The sequence below is a fragment of the Pedobacter soli genome, from assembly GCF_900101435.1.
GTDB classification, from domain to species: domain Bacteria; phylum Bacteroidota; class Bacteroidia; order Sphingobacteriales; family Sphingobacteriaceae; genus Pedobacter; species Pedobacter soli.
Map to the genome: position 1 here is coordinate 318,515 of NZ_FMZH01000001.1, position 25,972 is coordinate 344,486.

The 25,972-nt window shown below is 40.0% G+C and carries 15 protein-coding genes; 4 read left to right on the top strand and 11 right to left on the bottom strand.

The window, feature by feature from the left end:
• The first annotated feature begins 423 nt into the window (after positions 1-423).
• Positions 424-2,247, top strand: coding sequence for a M60 family metallopeptidase (locus BLR37_RS01235; protein ID WP_090763501.1), 1,824 nt, complete (start codon positions 424-426; stop codon positions 2,245-2,247).
• 107 nt (positions 2,248-2,354) lie between these two features.
• Here the strand turns inward: BLR37_RS01235 and BLR37_RS01240 are convergent, their stop codons facing one another.
• The 7 genes from BLR37_RS01240 to BLR37_RS01270 all read right to left on the bottom strand — a co-directional run bounded on the left by BLR37_RS01240 (position 2,355) and on the right by BLR37_RS01270 (position 14,685).
• On the bottom strand, positions 2,355-2,891 hold the full coding sequence (locus BLR37_RS01240) for a DUF3347 domain-containing protein (protein ID WP_090763504.1): 537 nt from the start codon (positions 2,889-2,891) through the stop codon (positions 2,355-2,357).
• A gap of 1 nt (position 2,892) precedes the next feature.
• A complete protein-coding gene (locus tag BLR37_RS01245; RefSeq protein ID WP_090763507.1) occupies positions 2,893-5,340 on the bottom strand; it encodes a zinc-dependent metalloprotease in 2,448 nt (815 codons plus the stop codon).
• A 1-nt stretch (position 5,341) separates the two neighbouring features.
• Positions 5,342-6,769, bottom strand: coding sequence for a RagB/SusD family nutrient uptake outer membrane protein (locus BLR37_RS01250; RefSeq protein WP_090763512.1), 1,428 nt, complete (start codon positions 6,767-6,769; stop codon positions 5,342-5,344).
• Between the two features lie 4 nt (positions 6,770-6,773).
• Positions 6,774-10,340 carry a SusC/RagA family TonB-linked outer membrane protein gene (locus BLR37_RS01255; RefSeq protein ID WP_244154563.1) on the bottom strand — a complete coding sequence of 1,189 codons (3,567 nt, stop codon included), beginning with the start codon at positions 10,338-10,340 and terminating at the stop codon, positions 6,774-6,776.
• Positions 10,341-10,435: 95 nt separating this feature from the next.
• Positions 10,436-11,599 carry a FecR family protein gene (locus BLR37_RS01260; protein ID WP_090763515.1) on the bottom strand — a complete coding sequence of 388 codons (1,164 nt, stop codon included), beginning with the start codon at positions 11,597-11,599 and terminating at the stop codon, positions 10,436-10,438.
• 63 nt (positions 11,600-11,662) lie between these two features.
• Positions 11,663-12,256 carry an RNA polymerase sigma factor gene (locus BLR37_RS01265; RefSeq protein ID WP_090764793.1) on the bottom strand — a complete coding sequence of 198 codons (594 nt, stop codon included), beginning with the start codon at positions 12,254-12,256 and terminating at the stop codon, positions 11,663-11,665.
• A gap of 275 nt (positions 12,257-12,531) precedes the next feature.
• The gene (locus tag BLR37_RS01270) at positions 12,532-14,685 is read right to left on the bottom strand and encodes a GH92 family glycosyl hydrolase (RefSeq protein ID WP_090763518.1); all 2,154 of its coding nucleotides are present in this window, start codon (positions 14,683-14,685) and stop codon (positions 12,532-12,534) included.
• A 224-nt stretch (positions 14,686-14,909) separates the two neighbouring features.
• Between BLR37_RS01270 and BLR37_RS01275 the strand changes: the two genes are divergently transcribed.
• Positions 14,910-17,177 carry a glycoside hydrolase family 95 protein gene (locus tag BLR37_RS01275; protein WP_167356525.1) on the top strand — a complete coding sequence of 756 codons (2,268 nt, stop codon included), beginning with the start codon at positions 14,910-14,912 and terminating at the stop codon, positions 17,175-17,177.
• 712 nt (positions 17,178-17,889) lie between these two features.
• A complete protein-coding gene (locus tag BLR37_RS01280) occupies positions 17,890-20,049 on the top strand; it encodes an FUSC family protein (RefSeq protein WP_090763523.1) in 2,160 nt (719 codons plus the stop codon).
• Between the two features lie 3 nt (positions 20,050-20,052).
• On the opposite strand, the gene BLR37_RS01285 is transcribed toward BLR37_RS01280, so the two are convergent.
• The 3 genes from BLR37_RS01285 to BLR37_RS01295 are packed head-to-tail and all read right to left on the bottom strand — an operon-like array spanning position 20,053 to position 23,741.
• Positions 20,053-20,466 carry a hypothetical protein gene (locus BLR37_RS01285; protein WP_090763525.1) on the bottom strand — a complete coding sequence of 138 codons (414 nt, stop codon included), beginning with the start codon at positions 20,464-20,466 and terminating at the stop codon, positions 20,053-20,055.
• Positions 20,467-20,469: 3 nt separating this feature from the next.
• The gene (locus BLR37_RS01290) at positions 20,470-21,468 is read right to left on the bottom strand and encodes a PorP/SprF family type IX secretion system membrane protein (protein WP_090763528.1); all 999 of its coding nucleotides are present in this window, start codon (positions 21,466-21,468) and stop codon (positions 20,470-20,472) included.
• Positions 21,465-23,741 carry a hypothetical protein gene (locus tag BLR37_RS01295; RefSeq protein ID WP_143009505.1) on the bottom strand — a complete coding sequence of 759 codons (2,277 nt, stop codon included), beginning with the start codon at positions 23,739-23,741 and terminating at the stop codon, positions 21,465-21,467. Before BLR37_RS01295 ends, BLR37_RS01290 begins: the two co-directional genes overlap by 4 nt.
• A gap of 542 nt (positions 23,742-24,283) precedes the next feature.
• On the opposite strand from BLR37_RS01295, the gene BLR37_RS01300 reads away from it, so the two are divergent.
• Positions 24,284-24,694, top strand: coding sequence for an organic hydroperoxide resistance protein (locus BLR37_RS01300; RefSeq protein ID WP_090763534.1), 411 nt, complete (start codon positions 24,284-24,286; stop codon positions 24,692-24,694).
• 274 nt (positions 24,695-24,968) lie between these two features.
• On the opposite strand, the gene bioB is transcribed toward BLR37_RS01300, so the two are convergent.
• Positions 24,969-25,970, bottom strand: coding sequence for a biotin synthase BioB (gene bioB / locus BLR37_RS01305; RefSeq protein ID WP_090763537.1), 1,002 nt, complete (start codon positions 25,968-25,970; stop codon positions 24,969-24,971).
• Positions 25,971-25,972 lie beyond the last annotated feature (2 nt).

The window sequence follows — 25,972 nt, forward strand, 5'->3', positions numbered from 1 at the left end:
TTGATGGTAAGCCTATAAAACTAACATCAATAACTAAACACCTGGCAAAAGCGCTATACAATCTAACAGCTTTCGGTCAAAAAACTATAGTGCAGCTTTTTATCGTGCTATGAACCAGGAGATTTATAATACATTTCACATCCAAAATCAAACGGTTGCGCAATCTTTTTCCTTTTATCTGCTTGTAAATATTTATACATTCGATTGACGTTGTAGAAAGACTTTTGTTTTGTGTCCTATTGATTTACAAGACATTACATTAAGCAAAAAACAACTGTTGTAACCGAATATTTTAAATAACTGTGCATTAATACCCCGATTTGTGCTGTCTGAAGGTTATTTAAACCCCAACTAATAAACCAATTAACTCCGTGAGCTATTTTTAGTTACGGATTTTGATAACCTAACCTACAAAACCTAATCATGAAAAGGAAACTTTTACTCTTTACTGCCCTGGCCGTAATGGGCCTTTCTGCCTGTAAAAAAGCAACGCAATTACCCGAAGAGGTGGCAACAAACCAAGCCCCGAAAAGTGGTGCAACAGTAGAATCGGCAACACAAACCAACATTTTTAATGTTACCGAAAAGATCAGCGCTTCTATTGAAAGAGACCGCTTAAAGAACGGCTACCAGTTAACAGATTTTACGGCAACCGGTTTATACATGGCCCCAAATGCCACGCTTGATATTACGGTAGAGCAAACCGCCGGAACACGTTTACCTAAATTGCTGATTGGAACTTACTCCAGATATGGCACCTGGAACACCCAACCAACGGTTGTACAACTTACCGCAGGTACCAATACGATTACCAATGCAGTTGGTGGTTTATTGTGGATCAGATATACCAACGCTACTACCGGTTCGACCGCTAAAATAACCTTTAACAGCGGTTATCAGTTTGCGCCTTATTTCAAGCTTGGGGTGAGTACCAACTCCGACTGGATTAACCAGCTGCAAACCTACACCACGCCTGACGTGGTTCTGGAAGGATCGAACTGTTTTATTGTGGTTTCGCGTACAAAGGCGATACAATACCAGACAGAAGATCAGGCGGCCATATTAAACAAAATTACGCAGGTTATTGCGCTTGAAGATGATTTGAACGGCTTAGACAATTCGTTACCGGTACATGCCAAAAATGTACATACTTATCTGCTTACCCAGCATGAAGACCCGGCCTATTACTTTTTTGCTTACGATTACCGCACAGCTTATACCACCTCTGATGTAAATGCCATACTAACTTTAAACAGTGTAGGCACCAATGGTTGGGGCATGTGGCATGAGCTGGGGCACCAGCACCAGATGATGTGGCGTTGGGGCACCCTTGGCGAAGTTACCGTTAACCTGTACAGTTTATATGTACAGCGTACGCTTACCCCTTCTATCAACAGGCTCGTAAACGATGGTACCTGGCCAAAAGTTTTCACCTACTTAGGCAAAGCCGATGGCACCAAAGATTTTAACGGATCAACCAGCTATGCCAACCCCTTAACGGATGTCTGGATCAGGTTAGCCATGTTCCAGCAGCTGACTTTGGCTTATGGTGATAACTTTTACCGCACCTTATCAAAAAATATGCGTGTAGAAAACCCAACATTAGCCAACGATGATGATAAACTGCGTTATTTCATGCTGAAAGCCTGTAACATATCGGGTAAAAATTTGAGTAATTTCTTTACGAAATGGGGTTTGAATTTATCAACTGCGGCTGCCACCACACAAATTCATACGGATATGGCTGCTTTAGGCTTACCTGCGCCAACTACCGATCCTTCTACGCTGCAGGATAATGTTGCACCACTAAACGAATTAAGCAAAACCGGCTGGACGATCAATTCTTTCAGCTCGGAAGAAACCAGCGGCGAAGGTGCTACCAACGGCAGGGCTGCTACATTAATTGATGGCAGTTTCAGCACTTACTGGCACTCACGCTGGACCAGTACAGCAACCAGTTATCCGCACCAGATTGTAATCGATTTGGGATCATCTAAAACGGCCAAGGGCTTAAGTTTAGTACAAAGGAACAGCCTGGCACGCGCCGTTAAAGATTTTCAGGTGTTAACCAGTACGGATAATGTAACTTTTACTGCAGTTAACAGCTATACTGCACAAAACGCTACGGGCGCACAATATTTCGCCTTTGGCAGCAGCAAAACATTCAGATACCTTAAAGTAATAGCCAATAACGCGCATGACGGATTACAATTTGCCGCATTAGCCGAGATTGGGCTTTACAATTAAAAAAAAAGCGGGCAAATGTTTGCCCGTTCTTCTGTCTCAATTAATCAATAAAAAAGCGGCATCTATCCAGATTGCCGCTTTTATCATTAACTAAATATTTTCTTTTTTTAAATGCTGGCTTTAACCTCGCCACAGGTAAGCATGTTTTTAGGGTAATAAGGATTTTGAATCGCTTTATCATCACTAATCCAGGTAGTACCTGTCATAGGGCAAACCTGTTTATATAAACTCGTTTTTTCGGGTTTAAATCTTTCTATAACCGACCACATTTTAACCGATAGTTTATCCATTTCGCTACGTTGTTTGTTGATTGATTTGGTAGCTGCGATAGATTGCGCCAGCTCAATCATTTCTTTACGCGTAGTGGTGGCCTCGTTCATTTTCTCCAATGAAAGTTTTTTGAACTTAAACTGGCTTAAATTGGCGATCAGTTCGGTAGCAAATTTAACCGCACCAACTGAGTCTGATTTAACCAGGCTGTTTTTAATGCCCAGATAGCTGGTCATTACCGATTCTTTTAAGGCTTCACGTTTCTGGGCCAATTCTGGTGTACCCACTTCCTGCAGCGAAGTAAGTACCTGTGCTTTTGCTGTGTAGCCTAACCATAAGGTAGCGCTGAGCAAAATAATAAGTGAACGTTTCATATTAGGCATTTGTATTTGATTTTTTAGTTATTTTCTCGATTTCCTGAAGCATATCTTTCAGGTGTAGCTGATTAATTCCGCTGGTTTGTGTAACAAGCACTTTAACGGTTTCTTTAATGTCGTTTAAATGTGTAATGGCTTCTAAACGTACATCGCTGCGCTGTGCAGTAGTCATGGCCTTACCATCAGTAATATCTTTTGGATTAATGAGCATGTTTAACTTTTCGAGGTACGAACGCTGTAAGCTTCTGCGGAAAACATCGCTGGCTTCAACCCCACTAAATTTAATCCAGGTGGTATTTTTCAAGTCGTTTAAATACTCTTTTACTGTATATGGATCAGCAGAATTCAAAGCTTTCTGGCTTAAGTTGTAAATTAAACCCTGACTTAAAAACATGTTCAGCATCTGGTTTTGCTGCTCAACAATATCATCCATCGGGCGGGTAGCAATCCGGCTGGTAATCGCTGTAGGATATAACCAGATTGGCGCATCGAACAATTGACGTCCTACGTAGTCAACCACTGCTTTTACGCGTTTTTTAGGCACTTCCGTATAAACCAAACCAGCTTCATCGGTACTTCTTTTGGTTACGTAGCTGTTACCAATGTTTTTCATTACATGGTAAAGGTAGCGGCTAAACTGGCGCACAACTCCTTTGTGCATATCGCTCAAATTGTTATAAAGGTCGCCGGGCTCATAAGTCCATTTTACCAGGTTAGGCACTACCCTTTTCAGGTTTTTAATGCCGTAATCGCTCGCAGCAATGGCATCATCGCCAAGATCTTCAGTTTGACTACGCGGATCTTCTTCTTTTCCTTCGCCGCCAAACCAAAGTTTAGGGTTGGCTGTAAGCGAATCGAGAATCATTTTTTTGGTAATCTTCTCCTCTGCATACTCATCCTTAACCTGGTCGTAATAACGGTAACCCCAGTTAATGGCCCACTTATCGTAAGCACCAATGCGCGGATAAATGCCTTCAGGTGCAATATGATCTTCGGGTTGTGCTACATAGTTAAAGCGGGCATAATCCATAATCGAAACGGTATGGCCGTTGGCTTCTACCCATTTTTTATCCCTTAACTTTTCAACCGGGGTTTGGCTGCTGGCGCCCATATTGTGTTTTAAACCAATGGTATGGCCAATTTCATGCGAAGAAACAAAGCGGATTAACTGTCCCATTAATTCATCATCAAAATTCATTTTTCGTGCCCTTTCATCCAACGCACCAGCCTGGATCATGTACCAGCTTTGTACCAGTTTCATCACATTGTGGTACCAGCCTACATGGCTTTCAATAATTTCGCCACTGCGTGGGTCGCTAATTCTTGGGCCATAAGCATTAGGTGTTTCAGAAGCATAATACCTGATTACAGAGAAACGGGCATCCTCTAAACTCATGGTGGTATCGGCTTCAGGCCATTCTTTACCTACAATAGCATTTTTAAAACCAGCTTTTTCAAAAGCTTTCTGCCAGTCGTTTATACCAGCAATTAAATACGGACGCCATTTTTTCGGCGTAGCCGGATCGATGTAATAAACAATCTGCTTTTTAGGTTCAACCAGTTTGCCTTTTTTGTATTTTTCTAAATCGGCATCTTTGGGCTCCAGGCGGTATCTTTCGATAAAGTACTTCGCATCTGCATGCTGTCTGTCTTCATCAAACAAAATGTATTTGTTGTTGAAATAACCTACGCGCTCATCAGCAAAACGTTTGCGCATGGGTACCTTAGGTAAAAGCACAAAGGATGTGTTTAAGCGTACTGTTACCGCACCGGTTAAGGCTCCTGAAGGGATGTTTCCGGCTGAAGATGTATAGGTTTTGGTGGTTTTAACTTCAATATTAATCGGATAAGTATTAATCTTCTCAATAAAAGAACGGTCATCGGCTACACTGCCCAGTTTTTTCTCCGATTTTTCATTAGCAGCAATCGATACAATGGGATTATCTTTTTTAAAGAAATCGGTCACCTCAATTACTGCATTGCCTGTTTTAGGGTTTTTAGCCTTAATATCAAATGCAGCCACAATCGGGTTTTCCTGCGATTGCATTACAGCTTTGTAAATGGATGTTTCGCTGTTTTTTGCATCCTGGCGATATAAAACTGATCTCAGCAAAAGGTTGTTGTTATTGCCTTTCTCAAAATAAACAGTTTGCTCATTGGCCTGCTCGCCTCCAAAACTGCCCATACCCTGCGGGGTACTCACATAGCGGGTTATCACTAAAATATAGCGGTTAAGCATGCTATCCGGCACTTCGAAAAACCATTTCTGGTCTACGCGTTTTACATCAAACAATCCGTTCTGGCTTGAAGCACTTTCTGGAATGAGTTTGCTGTAATCGACCGGGGCTTTCTTAGTGGTACTGTCGGTTTTTACCTGTACTTTTTGTCCGTAGGCAGCTACTGAAAGCATGCATGCCATCGGAAAAATAATCTTTTTAATATTCATCTTAAAACGGGAGCTTTTCGTCGGTATTTAGGGTTAAGTTTGGATTTTTCTTGAGTACGTTAAGCGGAAAAGGAATGATATACAACCTGGATGTAGGCAACAGTGTATAGGTTTGTTGCGGAACTGTTTTGTTTACTATAGGATATTTACGAATAACTGTTTTTGCATATTCAGGTTCAGTGTTCAGGCGTTTTAAATCCATAAAGCGGTTAAAGCCTAAAAACAATTCTTTTCTGCGCTCGTTGATAATAATATCCATGGTTTCTTTTCGGGTTGCAGGTACCGGAAGAATAATATTGCCCGAAAGGATCCGTTTTTCTCGGAGTTTATTCACCACTGCCATAGCACCGGCTAAATCACCTTCCCTGGCCAAACACTCGGCTTGCATTAAATATACTTCAGTAGTTTTTAAACCAACGGTTGGATAGAAAAATTTAGAAAACGGTACATTGTAATAAGCTGCATTAGAACCGATATCGATAAAACTGGCCGATGTGGTATTAAAAAACATATTAAAACGGGCATCGTTAGTGCCAAAAAGTTCTCTTAGCTCCGGACTGATTAACCAGGTATAACCAAAATTGGTTTCGTTATAGCCCTGAATGTACATGTAACTTAATACTTCGGGATTATTAGGCGCAATAACAGGCACCACATTTGGCCCACCCTGAACTGTAGTATAATTTACCAGATCGAATATCTGATTATTATAACCAAGCGATTTTTCGCAAGCTTGTTTGGCTTGTGCAATTTCTTTTTTAAACAAATGTACTTTAGCTTTCAGTGCCCAGGCAAAGGCTAATGATGGATGATAAGGATCCAATGGTTGTGCCTGAAGATAAGGAAGCGCATCATCGATATCTTTCTGAATGAAATTATACACTTCAGCTACTGATGATTTAACCGGTTGTGCCTCTAAATCATATTTATCCATGATGCAAATCCCGCCATCGGTTGCTGCAGTTGCTGCGTTATAGGCTTTGGCATAAACATTTACCAGCAGAAAGTGATCAAACGCCCTTAAAACTTTAGCTTCGGCCTTAGCTAACGCTTTTACATTATCATCGCCTTTGCTTGCATCCACTAAAGAAATAATGGTGTTCCAGCGGTTAATATAAAGGTAAGCGCGATCGTAGAAATTAGATGACTGAATTAGTGAAACACGATCTACGTTTTCATTGAAACTGAAATGTACTGTATTAATATTGGGTGTAATGCCAATAAAATTCGATTCCTTTAACCACATATCATCAACCAGATATTGAAAATTGGTCATGATGTATGCCCGGTTTGGAAAAGAAACAAGTTCATAATAATCCTGGGCTGTTTCTACTACTAATGATCCCCGGGGGGTTAAATCGGTATATTTTTTACAACCTGAAAAGGCCAAAACCGATAGTAAAACTATTAATGCTATCTTTTTATTCATTTTGCTAAAAGGTTAAGTTTAATCCGAATACGAATGATTTAGGATTTTGAAGCGTTCTGATTCCTGTGTTAAGCGAGTAAGATTCAGGGTCAATATCGTCGCCTGCTGCACTGGCATACCATAAATTATTAACTTGTGCGGTAAATTTGGCAGAAGGAATATTGAGCCTTTTTATCAACTGTTTAGGAAGGTTATAGGCTAGTGAAATGCTTCTTAATTTAATGTAATCTGCTTTAACAATATTTACATCAGCATTTTGCCACATGGTCGAAATTGAACCGGCCCTACCCAGCATAGCTTCAGAGTAATCGACCAATAAACGCGGTAATTCTGGTGTAAAGCCATTTTTATAGCGTTGAGTAATATCAAGGTCAGTAACATCGTTTGAATTTAAACTGGTTACATCTTTACGCATTACGTTGCCCCCTGAGAAAACAAATAAAGCACTCAACTCAAAGTTTTTATAAGAAACGCGTTGTGAAAATGATCCGGTATAAGTTGGAATAAATGTCCCCATTTTAACCAGCGCGCTGGCATTATTAATGTCTCTGCTACTCGAAACAATAGGATTTCCATTAGCGTCAAAATCTAAAGTCGCTTTGCCATTTTCATCCAGAAAATAAGGATATCCATTTATCATGCCACCATAACGGTAAGCATATACAGTGTTGTAATCGGTTCCTTCTTCGTAATATAAGGTGGGCGAAGAGATATAGTTACTCGCCGTACTTGGAATCTTGTTTACCTGACCAATTTTGCTCCTGTTTAATCCGTATATAAATTGTGAGCTGAGCGTTAAATCGCCTGATTTTAACCAATCAGCACCAACAGTAAACTCAATACCCTGATTACGCAAAATTCCGTTATTGATTACTCTCGATGCGGTACCTACCGTTGGATCTAATTCTGTCGAAACCATTAAATCCGTACTTTTTCTGTCGTAGGTATCTATACTCCCGCTTAACCGGTTGTTTAAGAAAGCAAAGTCTAAACCCACATTATAAGTCTCCGTTTTTTCCCAGCGCAATTTTGGATTTGGGAGACCCAATACGTTTAGGTATTGCAGTGATGGAAAAAGGTTATCATTTACCCTCCGTGCAGTTAGAAACTTAGTCGATTCTGTATTCTGATTACCATTTATACCATAAGTAGCACGAAGTTTTAATAAATTAATCCACTCGATATTTTGGATAAAGCTTTCGTTGCTGGCATTCCAACCTAAACCAACCGACCACAAAGGCCTGTTTTTGAATTCGGGATCTGCACCGAAAAAGTCAGCCTGATCTACCCGGTAACTACCTGTTACGTTATAGCGACTTAAATAGGTATACGCAGCGTTGGCAAAGGTTGAAATATTTCTGTGTTTGGTTTCCTGAAAACTACGTGCCGCAACACCTATTGTTTTATTTCCACCAAAGATATAACTTGGTAAACCTGTTTGGCTTAATGAAGCATTGTTGATTATGGTTGAGGTTAAGGTGATTGGATCGTAGCCATACCTGATATCGCTCATGCCGATAGGTAAAAACGTTTGACGCATTTCCATACCAGCAACGGCAGCAATAGCGTGTTTTCCTTTGCCAAAAGATCGATCGAAACTAAATTGATTTCTAAAGGTGTAAGTGTTGCTTTGCGACATCAATTGGCTAATTCTTCCTCCTGTTGGTAATCCAAATGTGTAAGCATTAGTAGCCGGGGTATAATTAACCAAAGCATTATACGCACTACGCATTTTATAAGAATTTGCATCATAGTACTGCTCAGATTTAGTAGTACCGGTTTCATATTGAAATTGACTTGAAAAGCTTAAGCCATCCATTATCTTAGCCTGAATATTGGCAAATGCCCTTAATGATACGGTATTCGACTTGGTTTGTCCTTCATTTAATGATTCCAGTATGTTAAAACGATAGGAACGGTACTGGGGATTATTTTTTAAAGCAGCCGCTACCGAACCATTAATCATTCCAGAGCTTGTTATTCCATCAGCCAGGCTCACATAATCCGCGTAAACAAGACTGCCATCGGGATTAACGATTGAGGCGTAACGTGGTTGCAGGCCGGTGTAAGAATTGTAAGATTGATCGGTTGCTACAGCTGTAGAATAAGCACCATTAAACCCTAAAGTGGTGGTTAGCCATTTTTTAATGTTATAGGTATTCTTAAAATAAAGGGTAACTTTCTGATCGTTGTTATTAATTACGCGCTGTTTTGAATTGTCATAGTTAATAGATGCAAAAGTGTTCGATTTTGCTGTTGCAGAACTTAAAGAAAGGTTATAACGCTGGCGAAATGCATTTTGCCAAACGTTCTCTTTATATTGTTCGTAATAATCTGCGTTTTTCCACGAGGCCAGCTGCTGGTTAACACCATCTGTTGTTATTTTTCCTGCATCTCTATCACGATATAGCTGATAAAGCGGGCTGTAGTATCTGATAGACCCATTTGCCACTGTTCCATATGCTGCAAACATAGATTCGGTTGAGGCATAACGTGCGCGCTCCTGATTGTAAACATCAGTTTCAAAATCAACAACATCAGCTGTTGATGCATAGTGCATTGAATTGAAACTTGGTTTGGTATCGATAAAAAAATCAGTATTAAGTGATATTTTTAATGGACTATTACCTTTTTTGGTAGTTAAGATAATTACACCATTTGCTGAACGCGAGCCATAAATTGACGCAGCAGCCCCGTCTTTTAATACAGTAACCGACTCAATATCATAAGGGTTTATCTCTTCTAAAGGTGTCTCTGATGGTAGTCCATCAATAACTACCAAAGGATCTCGTGTTGCAGTAGCAAAAGAGAATGTAGCCTGCCCTCTAAGTACAGGCCGGTCTGCACCCAGTCCATTAGGATTTTTAACATAGGCTAAACCGGCAACGCGCCCTTCTAAAGCACTTAGTATGTCAACAGGGATGTTTTCGTTAAGAATCTTTCCACTTACAGTATTAGCTGCACCTGTTGAACGTTCTTTACTGAGGGTTTGATAACCATTTACTACCACCTCTGCCAGTAAAGAAGCGTTGGTACTTAACCGAACGGTTACTACCTTTAAGGCAGCTGTACGGTCTAAACGCTGTGTTTTAGACAGATAACCTACATAAGCAATTTCGAGGGTGTTGTATTCGTTGGTTAAATTAATGTTGAAATGGCCATTGCCATCGCTGGTGGTATATTTATTGGTGCCTTTTAACTTTATTGAAGCACCTGGCAATGGCGATCCCAAACTATCTGTTACCATTCCATGTAAAATGTATTCCTCTTCAGTAAAGGCCTTTGAGGGTTTTAAAACAATTGTATTGTTATTAATTTCATAATCGAAAGGTTGATCTTTGAAAACCGTTTCGAGTACCGTTTTTAAGGAGTTGGTACTAATTTTAGCCGTAACCGGTTTAGCTTTTTTAAGGTATTCGGCATCGAAAATAAACTGGTAATTACTTTTCTTGGCAATTTCTGCAATTACCCCGTTTATAGGCGCATTATTGAAAGAAAAAGTATAAGTTGCAGTTTGTGCCTGCGTGGTTTTAAGGCCAAATGTAAGCAAAAACAGCATTACAAAAGCCATAACCCTATTAAGTTGAAGGGATGATTTCAATTTAAAATTCTTTAAAGTTTGTTAGTGGTTGTTGATAAGGCGGTAGAGATGTTTTGGCGTAAAGCTTACTTCATTACGGTTACCCTCCTTCCTTCTATTTTAAATTTAAGGCCACTGGTAATCGATAACATATCGAGTACAGTAGTCAGGTTTTCCTGCATATTTATACGGGCATAAATGCGTTTTTCGGGGATTGATGTGTAATCTACATCCAGCTGGTACCAGCGGCTCAGGCGTTTCATAACCACAGCAAGTTCTTCATTTTCGAAAGCGAAAAATCCCTGCTGCCAGGCGGCCATATCCGAAACATCAACTGTTGATTTGCTTAACTGGTTGTTTTGGATTAAAGCTGCTTCACCCGGATGTAAAATCAGGTTACTATTGGTGTTAACATCCAGACAGTTTACCTTGCCTTCTAATAAAGCGGTGCTGATAAAATCATCGTCAGGGTAAGCCGAAATGTTAAATTTCGTTCCCAATACCGTAATTCTTTCCCTTCCGGATGAAACCACAAAAGGATGTTCAGCATCTTTGCTTACTTCAAAATAAGCCTCTCCGCTTAAAGTAACCCTTCTTTGGGCCTGATTAAACCCAATCGGAAAAGTTAAGGTAGAACCCGAGTTTAGAACTACTTGTGTACCATCGGTAAGCGTAACTTTATATTTCCCGCCCAATGGGGTTGTAATGGTTTGCAAATAACTGTTGGTATCCGAAACGGCGTTTACATGCGTATATACAATACGATCGCCTGCAAGCTTGGTAATTTGCACGCCATTAACCGTTGCAATGGCCTGGTTGGCTAAAGTATCGAGGTTAATTTCATGTCCGTTGCTCAATTTAAGGGTTGCCAAACTTCTCCCAGGCAAAATATCAGCTTGTTTAAATAAATAAGTATAGCCCAGGTAACCGATTGATAGCACCACTAAAATGCTTGCAGCGATTTTAAGCAGCGATTTAAATGCTGGCTGCAGCCTTACTGTTCTTGGTTTTTCGTCAGCAGCATCAATACTAGCCGAAATAATATGATGTATATTGTTTAAATGCCTGTCGAGGTTTTCGTTCCCGTGGTACTCATCATCGACATCCAGTAACTCTGCTTCAATAAGGGTGTGCAAATCGGCACTTTCGGCCACATTAAAATAATCGAGCAGCCGGTTAAGTTCAGCTTCGGTTATTTCGTTGCTTAAAAAACGTAAGTAAAGGGCTTCTATTTGCGGAGTTATTTTCATCTTGCTTTGTTAGGTATACGCAGCAAAAGCAGAAACACACTACTCCAGAAATAAAAAAATAAATTATTTATTTAAATGCAGTGCAATTGCGAAAATCATGAACTCCTTCGAATGGAAAAACACGTAATCCCTCATACTTTTGGTAGCTTTTACCAGTTGGTTGCTTACCGTTGAGGGACTGATGTTTAAAATGGATGCGGCTTCTTCGTAACTCTTCCCCTCTATGCGGCAAAGCATAAAAATCTGTTTTCTTTTTTCCGGTAACTGGTCCAAAGCCAGATTTAGCACTGCCCGCCGCTCTTTATTAAGCAAATATTCTTCAGTTTCGTTGTACAACTCCGAATAATGATCAATCAGATATTGCCGCATTTTGGCATCTTTGGCCATCAAACGGTAATGATCGTAAATGCAGTTTTGGGCAATTTTGTAAATCCAGGCTTTAAAGGGCTGGTTCTCGTCAATGAGGTCGCGTTTTAGCCAAACTTTTAAAAATACATCTTGCAAAAGTTCATCAGCTACTTCCTGCACTTTTACCATTTTTAAAATCCGCAGGTAAAGATTGCTACTGTAGTGCTGATAAATTTCGTCAAAAGCCGGCCTGTTTCCAGATTTTAATAAGGAAATAGTTTCTGGGCCAACCTCCGTGCTTTTGTTCATTAAATTTTTAACCTGTTTGGTACACAAAAGTACGTATAAAATTGCAAAAGCTTCTATTTTACAGGCTTGCAGCTATATTTTAACAGTTTAAAAGAAGGGTTTGTTACAATATTGGCCACAGATTTAAAGATTAAAAAGAGTAAACTAATCTGTTGATCTGCGGCTCTTAAATTAAGGAAGTAATTTTTAGGAGATTTACCCCTCTTCTTTTTGCCACAGATTATCAGATTGAAATGGGCAAACTAATCTGTTAATCTGTGGCTCTTAAAAATAATCTATTTGGTTTCAATCACTACTTTACCGCCGTTTTTAAATAAATCGTGCGAAATAAAATATCCTTCATTCGTTTTACCATCAACCTTAATCTGGCTAATACCTCTTCCCTTTCCGGGTTTACTAATGGTTAAGGTTTTCCCGCTACTGGTTTTCCATTTCACTTCTTCAAACAAAGGTGCGGTTACAATATATTTAGGATCGGTAGCCGAAAACGGATAGATACCTAAAGCAGTGAACACGTACCAGGCCGACATCTCGCCTGCATCATCCATGCCCGATAAGGCTAATCCATCATTGCCTATGCCATACAATTCATTTAAAATTTTGTCGATTATCTTTTGCGATTTTTCGGGTTTACCAATAAAAGTATAGGCAAATGGTGCCTCATGATCGGGTTGGTTCCCCTGACAATACTGGCCAATCATGGTTTCTACGTTACGCGCAATATATTTTGGGTTCCACGGCAGAGTAAACAACGAATCTAATTTCGATTCAAAACCGGCAGCTCCACCATATAATGAAATTAATCCCGGCATATCATGCGGTGCATAAAAAGAAACCTGCCAGGCATTGGCTTCGCGGTACATGTACTCGTAGTAAGGGTATTGTGGATTAAACGGCGTAATCCAGTCGCCATTTTCTAACCTGCCGCGCATAAAACGGGTAGATGGATCGAACATGTTTTTATAGTTTTTCGATCGCGCCATTAAAATGCGGTAATTGGCCGTATCGCCCAGTTTTTGTGCAATTTGCGCCAGCGAATAATCATCGTAAGCATACTCAAGTGTTTTAGAAACGCCTGCTTTGGCTTTGGTTTCTACATGCGGGTTCTTCACATCCGGATCAGAAATATAGCCCTTTTCAATATATTCTTTAATAAATGGCCTGGCACCACCCGCAACATTGGCATTCCGTAATAAAATTTTATAGGTAGCCTGGATATCAAAATCATCAATACCCCTTAAATAGGCTCCTGCTATAGATGAAGCTCCGTGGTCGCCATGAAAAAAGGTAGGGATAAAACCTGTTTTCTCGCCCACATCTTTCATCGATTTAATTACATCTAAAGTTACTTTAGGCGTAATTAATCCTAACAATACGTCCTTGTTGCGGTAAGTATCCCACAATGAAGGCTCAGTATAATACCTGAAATTGCTTTTTACAATCTGACGTTTGGCATCTTTGTATTCGCCATTTACATCGCTGCGCAAAGCCGGCCATAAAAACGAACGGTACAAGCTGGAGTATAACATTTGTTTTTGCTTGCTGGTACCTCCTTTTACTTCGATGTTCGATAACAAGTTCTCCCAGGTACTGGTAGCTTCGTTACGGATTTGCGCAAAGGTTTTCTGGCCAATTTCCTGCTCCAGGTTTTGTTTAGCATTGGCTATACTCACAAAAGATAAACCTATTTTTAATGTTATGGGCTCTTTACCTCCATCAGCCAGGTGTACAATCGCATAACCAGAACGTTTGCCTTCATCGGTAATATCCAGTTTATCAATCTTGCCATTTAATATTGCGTAGAAATAAACATTCTCACCTCCCTGAAAGCCCTGTATAGCCGATGGGCCATCCTGTGCAATATTCCAGGTGTTTACGCCACTATTGGCTTTACCCATGCTAAAAAGGATCTGTCTGTCGCTATTGTCCTTGTAAGTGTATTCGTGAAAGCCACATCTTAAAGTCGAGGTAAGCCTAACATTCACCTGGTAATCATCCAGATAAACCTGATAAAAACCTGGCGCAGCGCTTTCTTTTTTGTGCGAAAACTTTGATCCAAATTTACCACTTGGTTTAGATAAAGGTAAAATGGGCAGGTTGCACAAGTTCCAGTGGCCTTTATTGGTGTGTGCAAAACCGTAAATGGTATCGTCTTCATATTCGTAACCTGCGCCCGAACCAAATTCAGTGATGGGGCTCAATTGCACCATGGCATTGGGTAACGAACTGCCTGGAAAAGTTAAACCTGCCCACGATCGCCAGCCTTGTGGTAATTCGTAACCCAGTATTTTAGGATCGGTTAAAGGTGCTGTACCAATAAAGGTATTTACGTATTGGGTAAATTTTGGTTTGGTTTGGGCCTGGGTTTGGTTCATGCCCAGCATACCCAACAATAAGAAAATGTTAAAAGATTTGGTTAGGGATTTCATTTTACATAAAACGTTTTAGTGTGTTGTACCAAATATAGAAAATCTATAAGGTCTGTCAACAAAATATCACAATAGTTACCAATTAAATTTAAGTAACACGGTAACTCCTTATGCTTAAATAGCTGAATAATATGCCAAATATCGGGATGCTTTATCGGCTGGCTTTTCATGCCTCCTATGCTATTTTATATATCTTTGGTTTACACACTAATCAAATAACCACCATGCTTTTAAATTACAGGCAAAACCTTGTTTGCACTTTCCTATCGTGCTTACTCCTCTTTTGTTTCAGCGACCGGCTTTTGGCCCAAAACAAAGAAAATCCGGCTTTCACCATGTGGGACAATAAACCGGCAAAAAAATGGATGACAGAAGCCTATCCCATTGGCAATGGCCGCATTGGCGGGATGATTTTTGGCGGTGTTGAACAGGAACACATTCAATTTAACGATAATACTTTGTGGACAGGCGATGAAAACGACCGGGGCATGTACCAGGCCTTTGGCGATCTGTTTATTGATTTTGAAGGCAAAGCGGGACAATTTGAGAACTATACCCGCAAACTCGATATCACCAGGGCAGTTCATACCATTAACTATACACAAAATGGTACACAATTTAAACGCGAGTATTTTTGCAGTTTTCCGGATAAAGTAATGGCATTGCGTTTTACGGCTAATCAGAAAAAGGCATATTCAGCTGTTATAAGCTTAAAAAATGCGCATCAGGGTACAATAACAGCCAACGGAAATACCATTCAGTTTACAGGTAAACTGCCCAATGGCATGACTTATCAGGCTACTGCGTTGGTTAAAATAGAAAATGGAAAGCTCGAAACGGTAAAAGATGGCGACAACGAAAAATTAAAAATAACAGCTGCTGACGGCTTTACCATCCTTTTTACTGCCGCTACCAATTACCTCAACAAGCGCGAACAAAACTGGAAAGGCGAAGAACCGGCTCCTAAAATCGAACGCGTTTTAAATGCGGTTAAAGCCAAAAGTTACGATAACCTTTTAAAAGCACATACCGAAGATTACAGCCGCTTATACAGCCGCCTTTCTATTAACCTTGGTACCAGTAATGTAGCTAACCAAAAGCTGCCAACCTATCAAAGACTGATCAATTATAAAAAAGTTGCAGATCCGGCGCTCGAAGCTTTAATTTTTCAATACGGCAGGTATTTGTTAATCAGTTCTTCAAGGGCAGGCGGTTTACCAGCCAATCTGCAGGGTTTGTGGAACGAGAGCAATACCCCACCATGGGGAAGCGATTACCACTCGAACATCAACATTCAGATGAATTACTGGCTGGCAGAACCAACCAACCTTTCAGAGTGTCAGATTCCTTATCTCGATTACATTAACAGCATGCGCGAGGTAAGTGCCATGCATACGCGCAAGCAATATCCCAATACCCGTGGCTGGACGGTAAAAACCGAGAACAATATTTTTGGTGGCATGAGCTTCTTGTGGAATACCCCTGGAAGCGCCTGGTATGCGCAGGCTTTATGGGAACATTATGCCTTTACACAGGATAAAACTTACCTGAAAAACTTTGCCTACCCCATTATCAAAGAAATTGCCGAATTCTGGGATGATCACCTTAAAAGACGCCCGGATGGTACTTTGGTTGCCCCTATGGGTTGGTCGCCGGAGCATGGTCCTACCGAAGACGGGGTAACACACGATCACCAGATCATTTACGATTTATTTACCAATTACATCGAATCGGCTGATATTTTAGGTATTGATGCAGATTATAAAAAACACATTGCCGATTTAAAAGCGCATTTATTAAAACCAAAAATTGGTAAATGGGGACAATTGCAAGAGTGGGAAACCGACCGCGATGACCCCAAAGATCAGCACAGACACATTTCGCATCTTTTTGGTTTGCATCCGGGTAGAGAAATCAGTACCATTAAAACACCAGAGCTGGCTCAGGCTGCTAAAGTGAGCTTAACTGCCCGTGGCGATGAATCGACCGGATGGTCAATGGCCTGGAAGATGAACTTTTGGGCACGCTTACAGGATGGAAATCATGCCTATAAGATTTTGCAGAACTTTATTACACCCGTAGGCGGTTCGGGTACCGATTACAATAAGGGTGGTGGTATTTACGCGAATTTGTTTTGTGCACATCCGCCTTTCCAGATTGATGGAAACTTTGGTTATACGGCCGGTATATCGGAAATGTTGCTGCAAAGCCAGGCAGGCGAATTACAGTTCTTACCTGCTTTACCAGATCAATGGAAAAGCGGCGAAATTAAAGGTTTAAAGGGCCGTGGTAATTTCGAAATCACCAACCTGCAATGGAAAGATGGTAAAGTTGTGGCTTTAGCGATTAAATCATTATCAGGCGAGAAATGTATCGTAAGAAGTCCAAATCAGCTTAATGCAAAAGGGATGACTGAAGAAAAATCGGGTAATGATTTTAAATATAGTTTTAATACCCAGGCCGGCAAAGTGTATCAATTTACCCAAAAGTAAGGTGTAAGGTTTCAAAACCTGCCCTTACAAAGGGCATAAAAAACAAAAACGGGGACTTTCTTCTTTCGATTAAGTTCCCCGTTTTCTAACTTTAAAAGCAGCCATAGCTATTTTTAAAGCATCTAATACTTGTTACCTTGATTTTTCCGTTATCGTTAGGTTTTGCAACTTTTACGATTCGTGAAAATTTATTTCCAGCTCTTCTGTCCGTAAACTTCTTAGCTTTCAATAATCTCTGTTAGGTCTGTGCGGTTTTCTCATTCACCAATCTCTCGATGGCAATGTATATTCTTACTCGGTTTAACCCTTTCTGAAACTAACCGTTACCTTGTAAACTATCCGAAATCTGTCACCTCTCGGTTCTTTATTTCTTTTGGATTGTTTTATCAGAATTCAAAGTACTTCGTATTGATATAATCTAATTTAGGTGTTAATCCATTATCTGTCAAGAAAAAACGATGGTTTTTATACACAAAGTTTTCAACCTAAATATATTGGTTACCAACAATTTAAAAAGATGAAAAACCCATATTTCAAGCCGTAAAAGCATTTATTTTTAGTTTATTAACATCTGCCTCATTTTCGGTTATACACAAAAGCTATCCAACTGAATATCAAAAACTTGTATTTTTTCTGCTTAAAATGATTAAAAAACCAAAAAACTTAATTTTAATCTCAACAAAAAGAATGGCTATTATGTTATTTTTGTAGTATGCAGATCAGGCAACCCATCCGAAACATACAAGACTTTTTGCTGAGTACGTATTTTGCCGACGGCCTGCGCATTACCATTGGCGTACTGCTCCCCTCCTTAATATTTGCACAGTTTGGCATGCTTAAATATGGCATGACTTTATCACTGGGTGCTTTATGTGTAAGCGTGGTTGATAGTCCGGGGCCAATGGTGCACCGGAGAAATGCTATGCTGATTACCACAGCACTTATTTTTACCTTTTCAATTATTACCGGGCTAACCAACAAAAACCATTATTTTATTGGCTTTTTACTGGCTGTATCGAGTTTTATATTTTCGATGTTTTACATCTACGGCCTGCGTGCTGCTTCTGTGGGCACGGCAGTTTTATTGATCATGGTACTCAGTATTGATGATATCAGGCCATGGCAGGAAGTATTACTCCACTCGGCACTGGTTTTGGCTGGTAGCTTGTGGTATACGGGCTTAAGTTATTTTGTATATCGCCTGCGCCCTTTCCGCCTCGTGCAGCAATCGTTAAGTGATTCGATTTTAGAAGTCGCCGAATTTTTAAGGGAAAAAGCCAAATTCTATCACCAGAACAATAATTACGAAAAAACGTATGCCGACCTGTTACAACTTCAGGTATCAGTACACGAAAAACAGGATGCTGTTAGGGAGTTGCTTTTCAGAACGCGCGAAATTGTGCGCGATTCGACACCGGAAGGTCGCTTTTTGTTGCTGGTTTTTGTAGATATGGTCGATCTTTTTGAGCAGGTAATGTCAACCTATTACAACTATCAGCAATTGCACGATCAGTTTGATAAGGCCGGGATCCTGTCTGATTATGAAATGGCCATAAAACGCATTTCTTATGCTTTAGATGATATTGCCTTTGCATTGAAAAGTGGTGGTACACCGGTTGTTTCCAAGCGTCTGCTCATTGAAATAGAGCGTTTAAAAATCAAAATCAACCACCTCGAAAAGAACAACCAAAACCAGGAGTACAACACCCTGGGTATTATAGCGCTGAAAAATATTGAGGTAAATATCGAGAATATCCTTTCGCGTGTTAAAACCATTTTCAGTTATTTTAAAGTCAGGAATAGTAAAGATATTCGTCAGGCAGAGGTAGATACCGAAAAATTTATTACCCGCCAGAAGTTCGATTTTAAACTGTTTACAGAGAATTTAACTTATAGCTCTTCTACTTTCAGGCATTCGCTGCGTGTTACTGTGGTAATGCTGCTGGGATTTGTGGTATCGCTGGCCTTAGATTTTTCGCACAGTTACTGGATTTTACTCACCATCCTGGTGATTTCCAAACCAGGCTTTAGTTTAACCAAAGAACGCAATTACCAGCGTTTAATTGGTACTACTGTGGGTGCATTTGTGGGAATGGGCGTGCTTACCTATATCCACGACCGCAATACCTTATTTGTAATCCTTTTGATTTGCATGATTGGCTGCTACAGTTTTCAGCGTAAAAATTATGTGGTCAGCGTACTTTTCATGACGCCCTATATCCTCATTCTATTCGATTTTTTAGGGATGGGATCTATTGCCCTGGCTAGAGAAAGGATTTACGATACCTTTATAGGCTCAGGTATTGCCCTGCTGGCCAGTTATTCGCTTTTCCCTACCTGGGAGTACGAAAACCTGAAGGAGGCCATGGTCGATATTTTAAAAGCAAACAAGACGTATTACGATCAGGTAATTAAATTGTATTTTGAAAAGCACTACGATCGTACTGAATATAAACTGGCACGTAAAGAAGTGTATGTGAGCACTGCCAACCTGGCTTCGCTGTTTCAGAGAATGTTTTCTGAGCCCAAAAGCAAACAGCTGTTTATTAAAGAAGTACACCAGTTTACGGCTTTAAGCCACCTGTTATCTTCGTATGTGGCTACGCTTTCGCTCTACAACAAAGAGCATGAGTTTATTTTTGAAAGCTTTGATCACTTAAAACCTATAGCCAACAATACCAATTACTTGTTAGATACAGCGATTGAAAATCTTTTACAAGGTACAAGCACTATCGACAATGTACCTTTAATCAGACTCAATGAGAATGGCTTAAGCGCTAAAAAAGGTGAAGACCTGGTGCCTGAGCAATTTGATCTGATCCAGAAAGTAGCTTACGATATTTATAAGCTATCGGTTAAAATAAAGCTGTAAGCCTTATTTAATCAGGCAGGCATTAAAAGGTAGCGTATAAGTTTCTCCGTTATCCAATTTAAAAGTAATCTGTCCATCGCAACCCAATTCTCTTTCAGTAATATCTTTGGCACTAAAAACTACAGGATAAGATTTTTGCTCAGCATTGTCTGATTGGATTACATCAGTTCTAACACCGAATTTCAGTTTTACCTCAACCCCTCCTGCTTTAAGCAATATTTTTTCAATCTTACTGAACTTAGCTTTGGCGGTAAAATCAAGCATCAAATTGCCTGGTGCTTTCGCAGCATCACTAAAAAGACTAAAGGCATAATAGGTTTTACCCTCACGGAAATACTGGTAATCGATATTCTTTTTCTGGCTATAAGCGGTGTTGGCCAGTACGAGACCAAACAGTAAGCATATTAAGGTTTTCATACATTAAAATCTGGGGCAAGGCACTTTAAACCCCTTAAAGTTATTATGCCTGTATATAAAAGATAATTCGTACGTGCGTGGTGTGGCATTTAATAATTTACTGCCATATACCGTATAGTTTATACCAGCACTAATATTGCCAACAGCCGCTCCTACATAAGGAAAAAATGAAGCTTCGTTAAATTTATACCAAAGCCCTAAGTTGAGTTTTACTTTGGTTTCTTCGCCAGGTTTTAAACCCAGTACCGTACCCAAAATGGCATCTTTATTTTTATTCTGCACATTGTAAAGCCCGGTAACGTTTAAATCTGCATAATCGTTAAGCAAATAAACCATACCCAGATTAACGGTACGGCGGGCAGCAACAAACTCGCGACTGCTGTTAAGCAGGGCATCTTTTGGCTTTGTTAAATGATATTGCGCATAACCGCCTGCGATGCTCAACCTATCGAAATTTGCCGAAAAGTTAAGCCCGATGTTCACATCGAAATAAGCTGTTTTATCGTTTTTTAAATCGAGAAAATTGGGCATAGAACTATCGAAACCGCCTCCATCATATTGCGAAGCAAAGGTAAGTTTGTTATAATCGAGGTATTTAGACACATAGGCAACTTGTGGTGCCAGTCCGAATTTGAATCGGTGTTCCTCATCAAAATACTGGTAATAGGAAACACTGGCACTGAGATATTGTGATTTTAAAGCTTTGTTTAACGACTCATCAAACAAGCCACTTAAACCAATACTGAAATAATTATTGGTAAAATTCTCATCTTCAAGCAGTTTTATATCACCCGAAACGCTGTAAGTATTATAAGGATCACCGAGATTGCCCCATTGCTGCCGGGTATTAACCGCAATCCGGTAATCGCCATCGAAAAAGCCTGTAAAAGCCGGATTTAATGACAGCGGCGCGGCAAAATACTGCGAAAATTTAGGGTCTTGTGCCGAACAACATACAGTAGCCAAACACAAAAGAAAAGTTATCAGGGCTTTGTACATCATAATATCAGAATCGTTTTTCCTGTTGATTGAATTTTTCCACCGAAGAGATCAATACCTTCTGCAAACCACGAAAACGTTTCTAAAGGTTGCATTTTACTTTTAAACTGTCCGTCCCAGCCGCCATTGGCTAAAACCGCACTCTCGTAAACCAAAATGCCCCATTTGTTGTAAACCCTGAAACTGGTTAGCTGCTTAACATTTACCAGGAAAGGATACAAACGGTTATTGGTTTCTTTTTGAGGTGTAAAAGCAGTTGGTACGATAATTTTAGGCTGTGGCAAAACAGTTACGGTAACCGGCCTGCTGCTGATACAGCCATTTGCACTTTGTATGGCCACATAATAAACTCCTGCCCTGTTTACCCTGACAGGGTTTTGCATGGGATGTTTCAGGTACTGATCTTCAAAATAAGTAACTTTTACAAACGGGCTGCTTCCGCGGGTAATTTCAGGTACCGTTAAGTCTATAAATTCATTATCAAAAACGGCTCTTGGTGCGTTTAAAACAAGTTTTGGTGCTTCGTTATAGTTTACCACAATTTTGGCACTACTAAAGCAACCACTTTCGTTGGTGGCTTTTACATAGTATGTGCCTGGTTTGGCAATTGCTTTGGGCGATGTAAGCGGACTGTTCAGCGTTTCATCGCTAAAAAAGGTATAAGTAAAATGGCCATTAACTTCGGTATACAATGCCGGATTGGTTAAATCTACTTTATCGGGATAGCAGGCCCTAGCAGGCTGGTTAACGGTAAATACCGGAGGATTACTTATGGTTACCGTTATTTGGCCGCTAACAATACAACCTGCTGCACTAACCGCTTTTACATGGTAACTGCCTGATTTATCAATTTTCGAGGGATTACTTAAAATTTTGGTTAAAGCCTCATCTTCATAAAAGCTATAGTTGAATGTAGCATCACTGCCCTCAAAATTATTTATGGCTGTAAGATCTACCTGGCTGCCCTGGCATACCGCTTTTGGATTGGTAATTTTAAGTATGGGTTTCTCCTGAATGGTAACCTCTACCGGAACAATTTTACTACATCCAAACTGATTTGAAAATTGAATAAAATACCTGCCCGAAACCTTAATATGTTGCGGATCGGCTAATACCTGTGTTGCAGCTTCATCAGTATAATAGGTTTTGGTAATACCCACCATTTCGCCCACAACCAATTCGTTCTTCGTAATATCGACACTTTCCGAATAACAAACCGCAGCCGGATTGTTTACCGTAATATTGGCTACTTCATATACTGCAATGTCGATTGGCACTATGCTTTCACAACCTTTATTATTCGTTGCCTTAATGTAAAAGGTCTTGTTGCCTGTTATTATAACCAAAGACCCAATTTGTTTGGTCAGGTCTTTATCTTCGTAAACCAAATAGGTAAAATCAGCTGATTTGTTTAAAATATACTTGTCGCTAAGCAGATCGATTTCACTGTTCTGGCAAACCACATTCTTGTTTAAAACCTTCAAATCGTAATCAACACCTTTTATTATAGTACTGATGGTACTTGGACAACCGAAACCTGCATATGGAACCAGATCTAAAACAATCTTCGATCCATCGGCTGGCTTTGGTTTAATGTTAATGGATTGTCCGGTGCCATATTTAACAGATCGGTCGGCATTGTACCAGTTATAATCCTGAAAGCCGCTCGGTCCCGATATATTTAAGGCATCAGCACTTCTGCAGTAGGTACTGCCTGCTATCGGGCCACCGCAAACATTGTTAATATCTACATAAGCATAACCAAAATGACCTCCCCTGGCACAATCAGTACTGATAAATTCTATTAGTATTTGCTTACCCTGGTAACCAGACAAGTTAATGGTAACCGGCGACCAGTCTTTGTAAATTACACTTTCGTATCCCTCTGCTTTTTTGAAGCCCGGTAACGATGAAGTAGCTACATACTCGAAAGATGCACAAGGGATATATTCGTCTTTTTCTACGTCTTTTACGCGTGCAATAAAGCGTGGTTGCTCGTAAGGTTCATGATCCGGATCTTCTAATACTACGGCGTACTGATAAGTTAACGTAAAGTCTGGCCGGTCTGCTGGTACTGTCATCAGGTAAGAAATACCATCCACCTGGCTTCCGGTACCGTTATCGCCGATTTTAGCTACAAAATTACCACCTGAAGGAGGAATCAGGCTAAAGCCACCATAAGCATCGACCAGATTTTTTTTACTGATAATCGTATGCCTCCCGGTTGCAGGTTTGGCCACTTCGTTTAAGGTAAAAGAAGTTTGGTTATTCTCCATGCTCAACACACCGGTAAATAGCTTCCAGTTCTGAAAATTGCCATTTTCAAAACCGATATTTTCCGGACAGGATTGCGCATAAGATTCGGTTGTTATAACAAAACTAGCTATGAACAACACCAAAAACAACCTATAAATCAAACTTGGGACGATTTTTAATAGTTACTCTATAAAAATATTGTTTTAGTATAATCATAAACCTCATGTCAGTATAAAGTCATTGTTTTTTACACGAAACCAGAAATGATTAAAATTTACCCTTGCAGGTGTCCTTCCATAAGAAATAATCCAGAACAAAACAAAACACTGAAAACAAGATATTTACATACCAAAAAAGGAGTATAAATCGCCTTGAGCACCCGCCTAACGGCAAACTTTAGAAGCAAAATTTTATATCAATGACTTATTTTTTTACATGAATCAGCAAAAAATATTTGGTGAAGATTATTTTTTACCAAAAAATAAGTACTAACTACATAGACAGCATATAAAAACAAAGACTGCAAAGGCATTGTTATCTCTAAATCAACTAAGAGAAAATGATGGAAAAATTGTATACAGCTGAAGTAACAGCTACAGGAGGAAGAGACGGTCACATTAAATCGGCCGATGGAATATTAGACTTTGATTTAAGAAGACCAAAAGAGTTAGGTGGGCAAGGTGGAGCAACCAACCCCGAAGAATTATTCGCCGCAGCATGGGGTCCGTGTTATTTAGGAGCCTTAGGTTCAATTGCCGAACGCGAAGGCGTAGATGTGAGTGAAGCCAATGTGAAAGTGCTCGTTTCGTTTACTAAAGATGGAAACGCATTTGCACTTTTGGCCGATCTGGATGTACATATTCCAGGAATATCGCACGAAGAAGCGCAGTTACTGGCAGAAAAAGCGCACAAAACATGTCCGTATTCTAAGGCTACTAGCGGGAATATAGAAGTTAGGGTAACTGCAGTGTAGGTTGTCCATATAGGTCAGTATAACAACATCGTCTTAGAAAGATCGTCATTCGAACCACGAAGTGCTCAGCGAAGCTAATCGTAATGCATTAGTTTTAAGATTGCCAGTCAAGCTGGCAATGACGATCCCTTAAAAGGAACATTTAGATGTTTTTTTCACAAAAAAGGTCCTGATTACCATCTAATCGGGACCTTTTTGTGTGTCAAATGCTGACAACCTATTGATGAATATTTAAATCATGTAAGATGGTAACATCTCACATTACGAAAATAAACTAAACTGCTTCTTCTTTAACCAAAGTATTAGCCGGACGACCATTTTTGAAAGCATCGCGGGTTTTTAGCCCTAATAACTCAAACATAGCCATATCATCAACAAAAGCCGGGTTAGGCGTAGTTAACAATTTATCGCCGGCGAAGATAGAGCTTGCACCCGCCATGAAACAGAAAGCCTGCTCTAAAGTACTCATTTCATTTCTTCCAGCCGATAAACGTACTACTGAATTAGGCATCACGATACGCGCTGTAGCAATCATCCTTACCATATCCCAAATAGGTACACGTGGCTGGTTTTCTAAAGGTGTTCCTTTTACCGGCACCAAAGCATTAACCGGAACCGATTCCGGATGAGTTTCCATGTTAGATAAGGTTTGCAGCATCGAAACGCGATCTTCAACGGTTTCGCCTAAACCAATAATACCACCACTACATACGGTTAATTTAGCTTTACGTACATTATTAATGGTATTTAAACGGTCGTCGTAAGTCCTGGTAGAGATAATGCGTTTGTAATCATCTTCAGAGGTATCCAGATTGTGGTTGTAAGCATATAAACCAGCATCGGCTAAACGCTGTGCCTGATCTTCGGTAAGCATACCCAGGGTACAACAAACTTCCATATCCATATCGTTAACAGCTTTAACCATTTCAATAACACGATCAAAATCGCGGTTATCGCGCACTTCGCGCCATGCAGCACCCATGCACAAACGTGATGCACCACCCTCTTTTGCTTTAACAGCAGCACTCACCACCTGGCTAACCTGCATCATAGGTTGTACTTCTACATCGGTATGGTAACGGGCGGCCTGCGGGCAATAAGAACAATCTTCTTTACAGCCACCGGTTTTAATCGAAATCAATGAGCTTACCTGAACCTCATTGTAATCTTTATTTGCGCGGTGTATGCTTGCTGCTTCGTAAACCAGATCTAAAAATGGTCTATTGTATATTTCGTATATTTCTTCTTTTGTCCAATCGTGTCTTGTCATTTGCATTC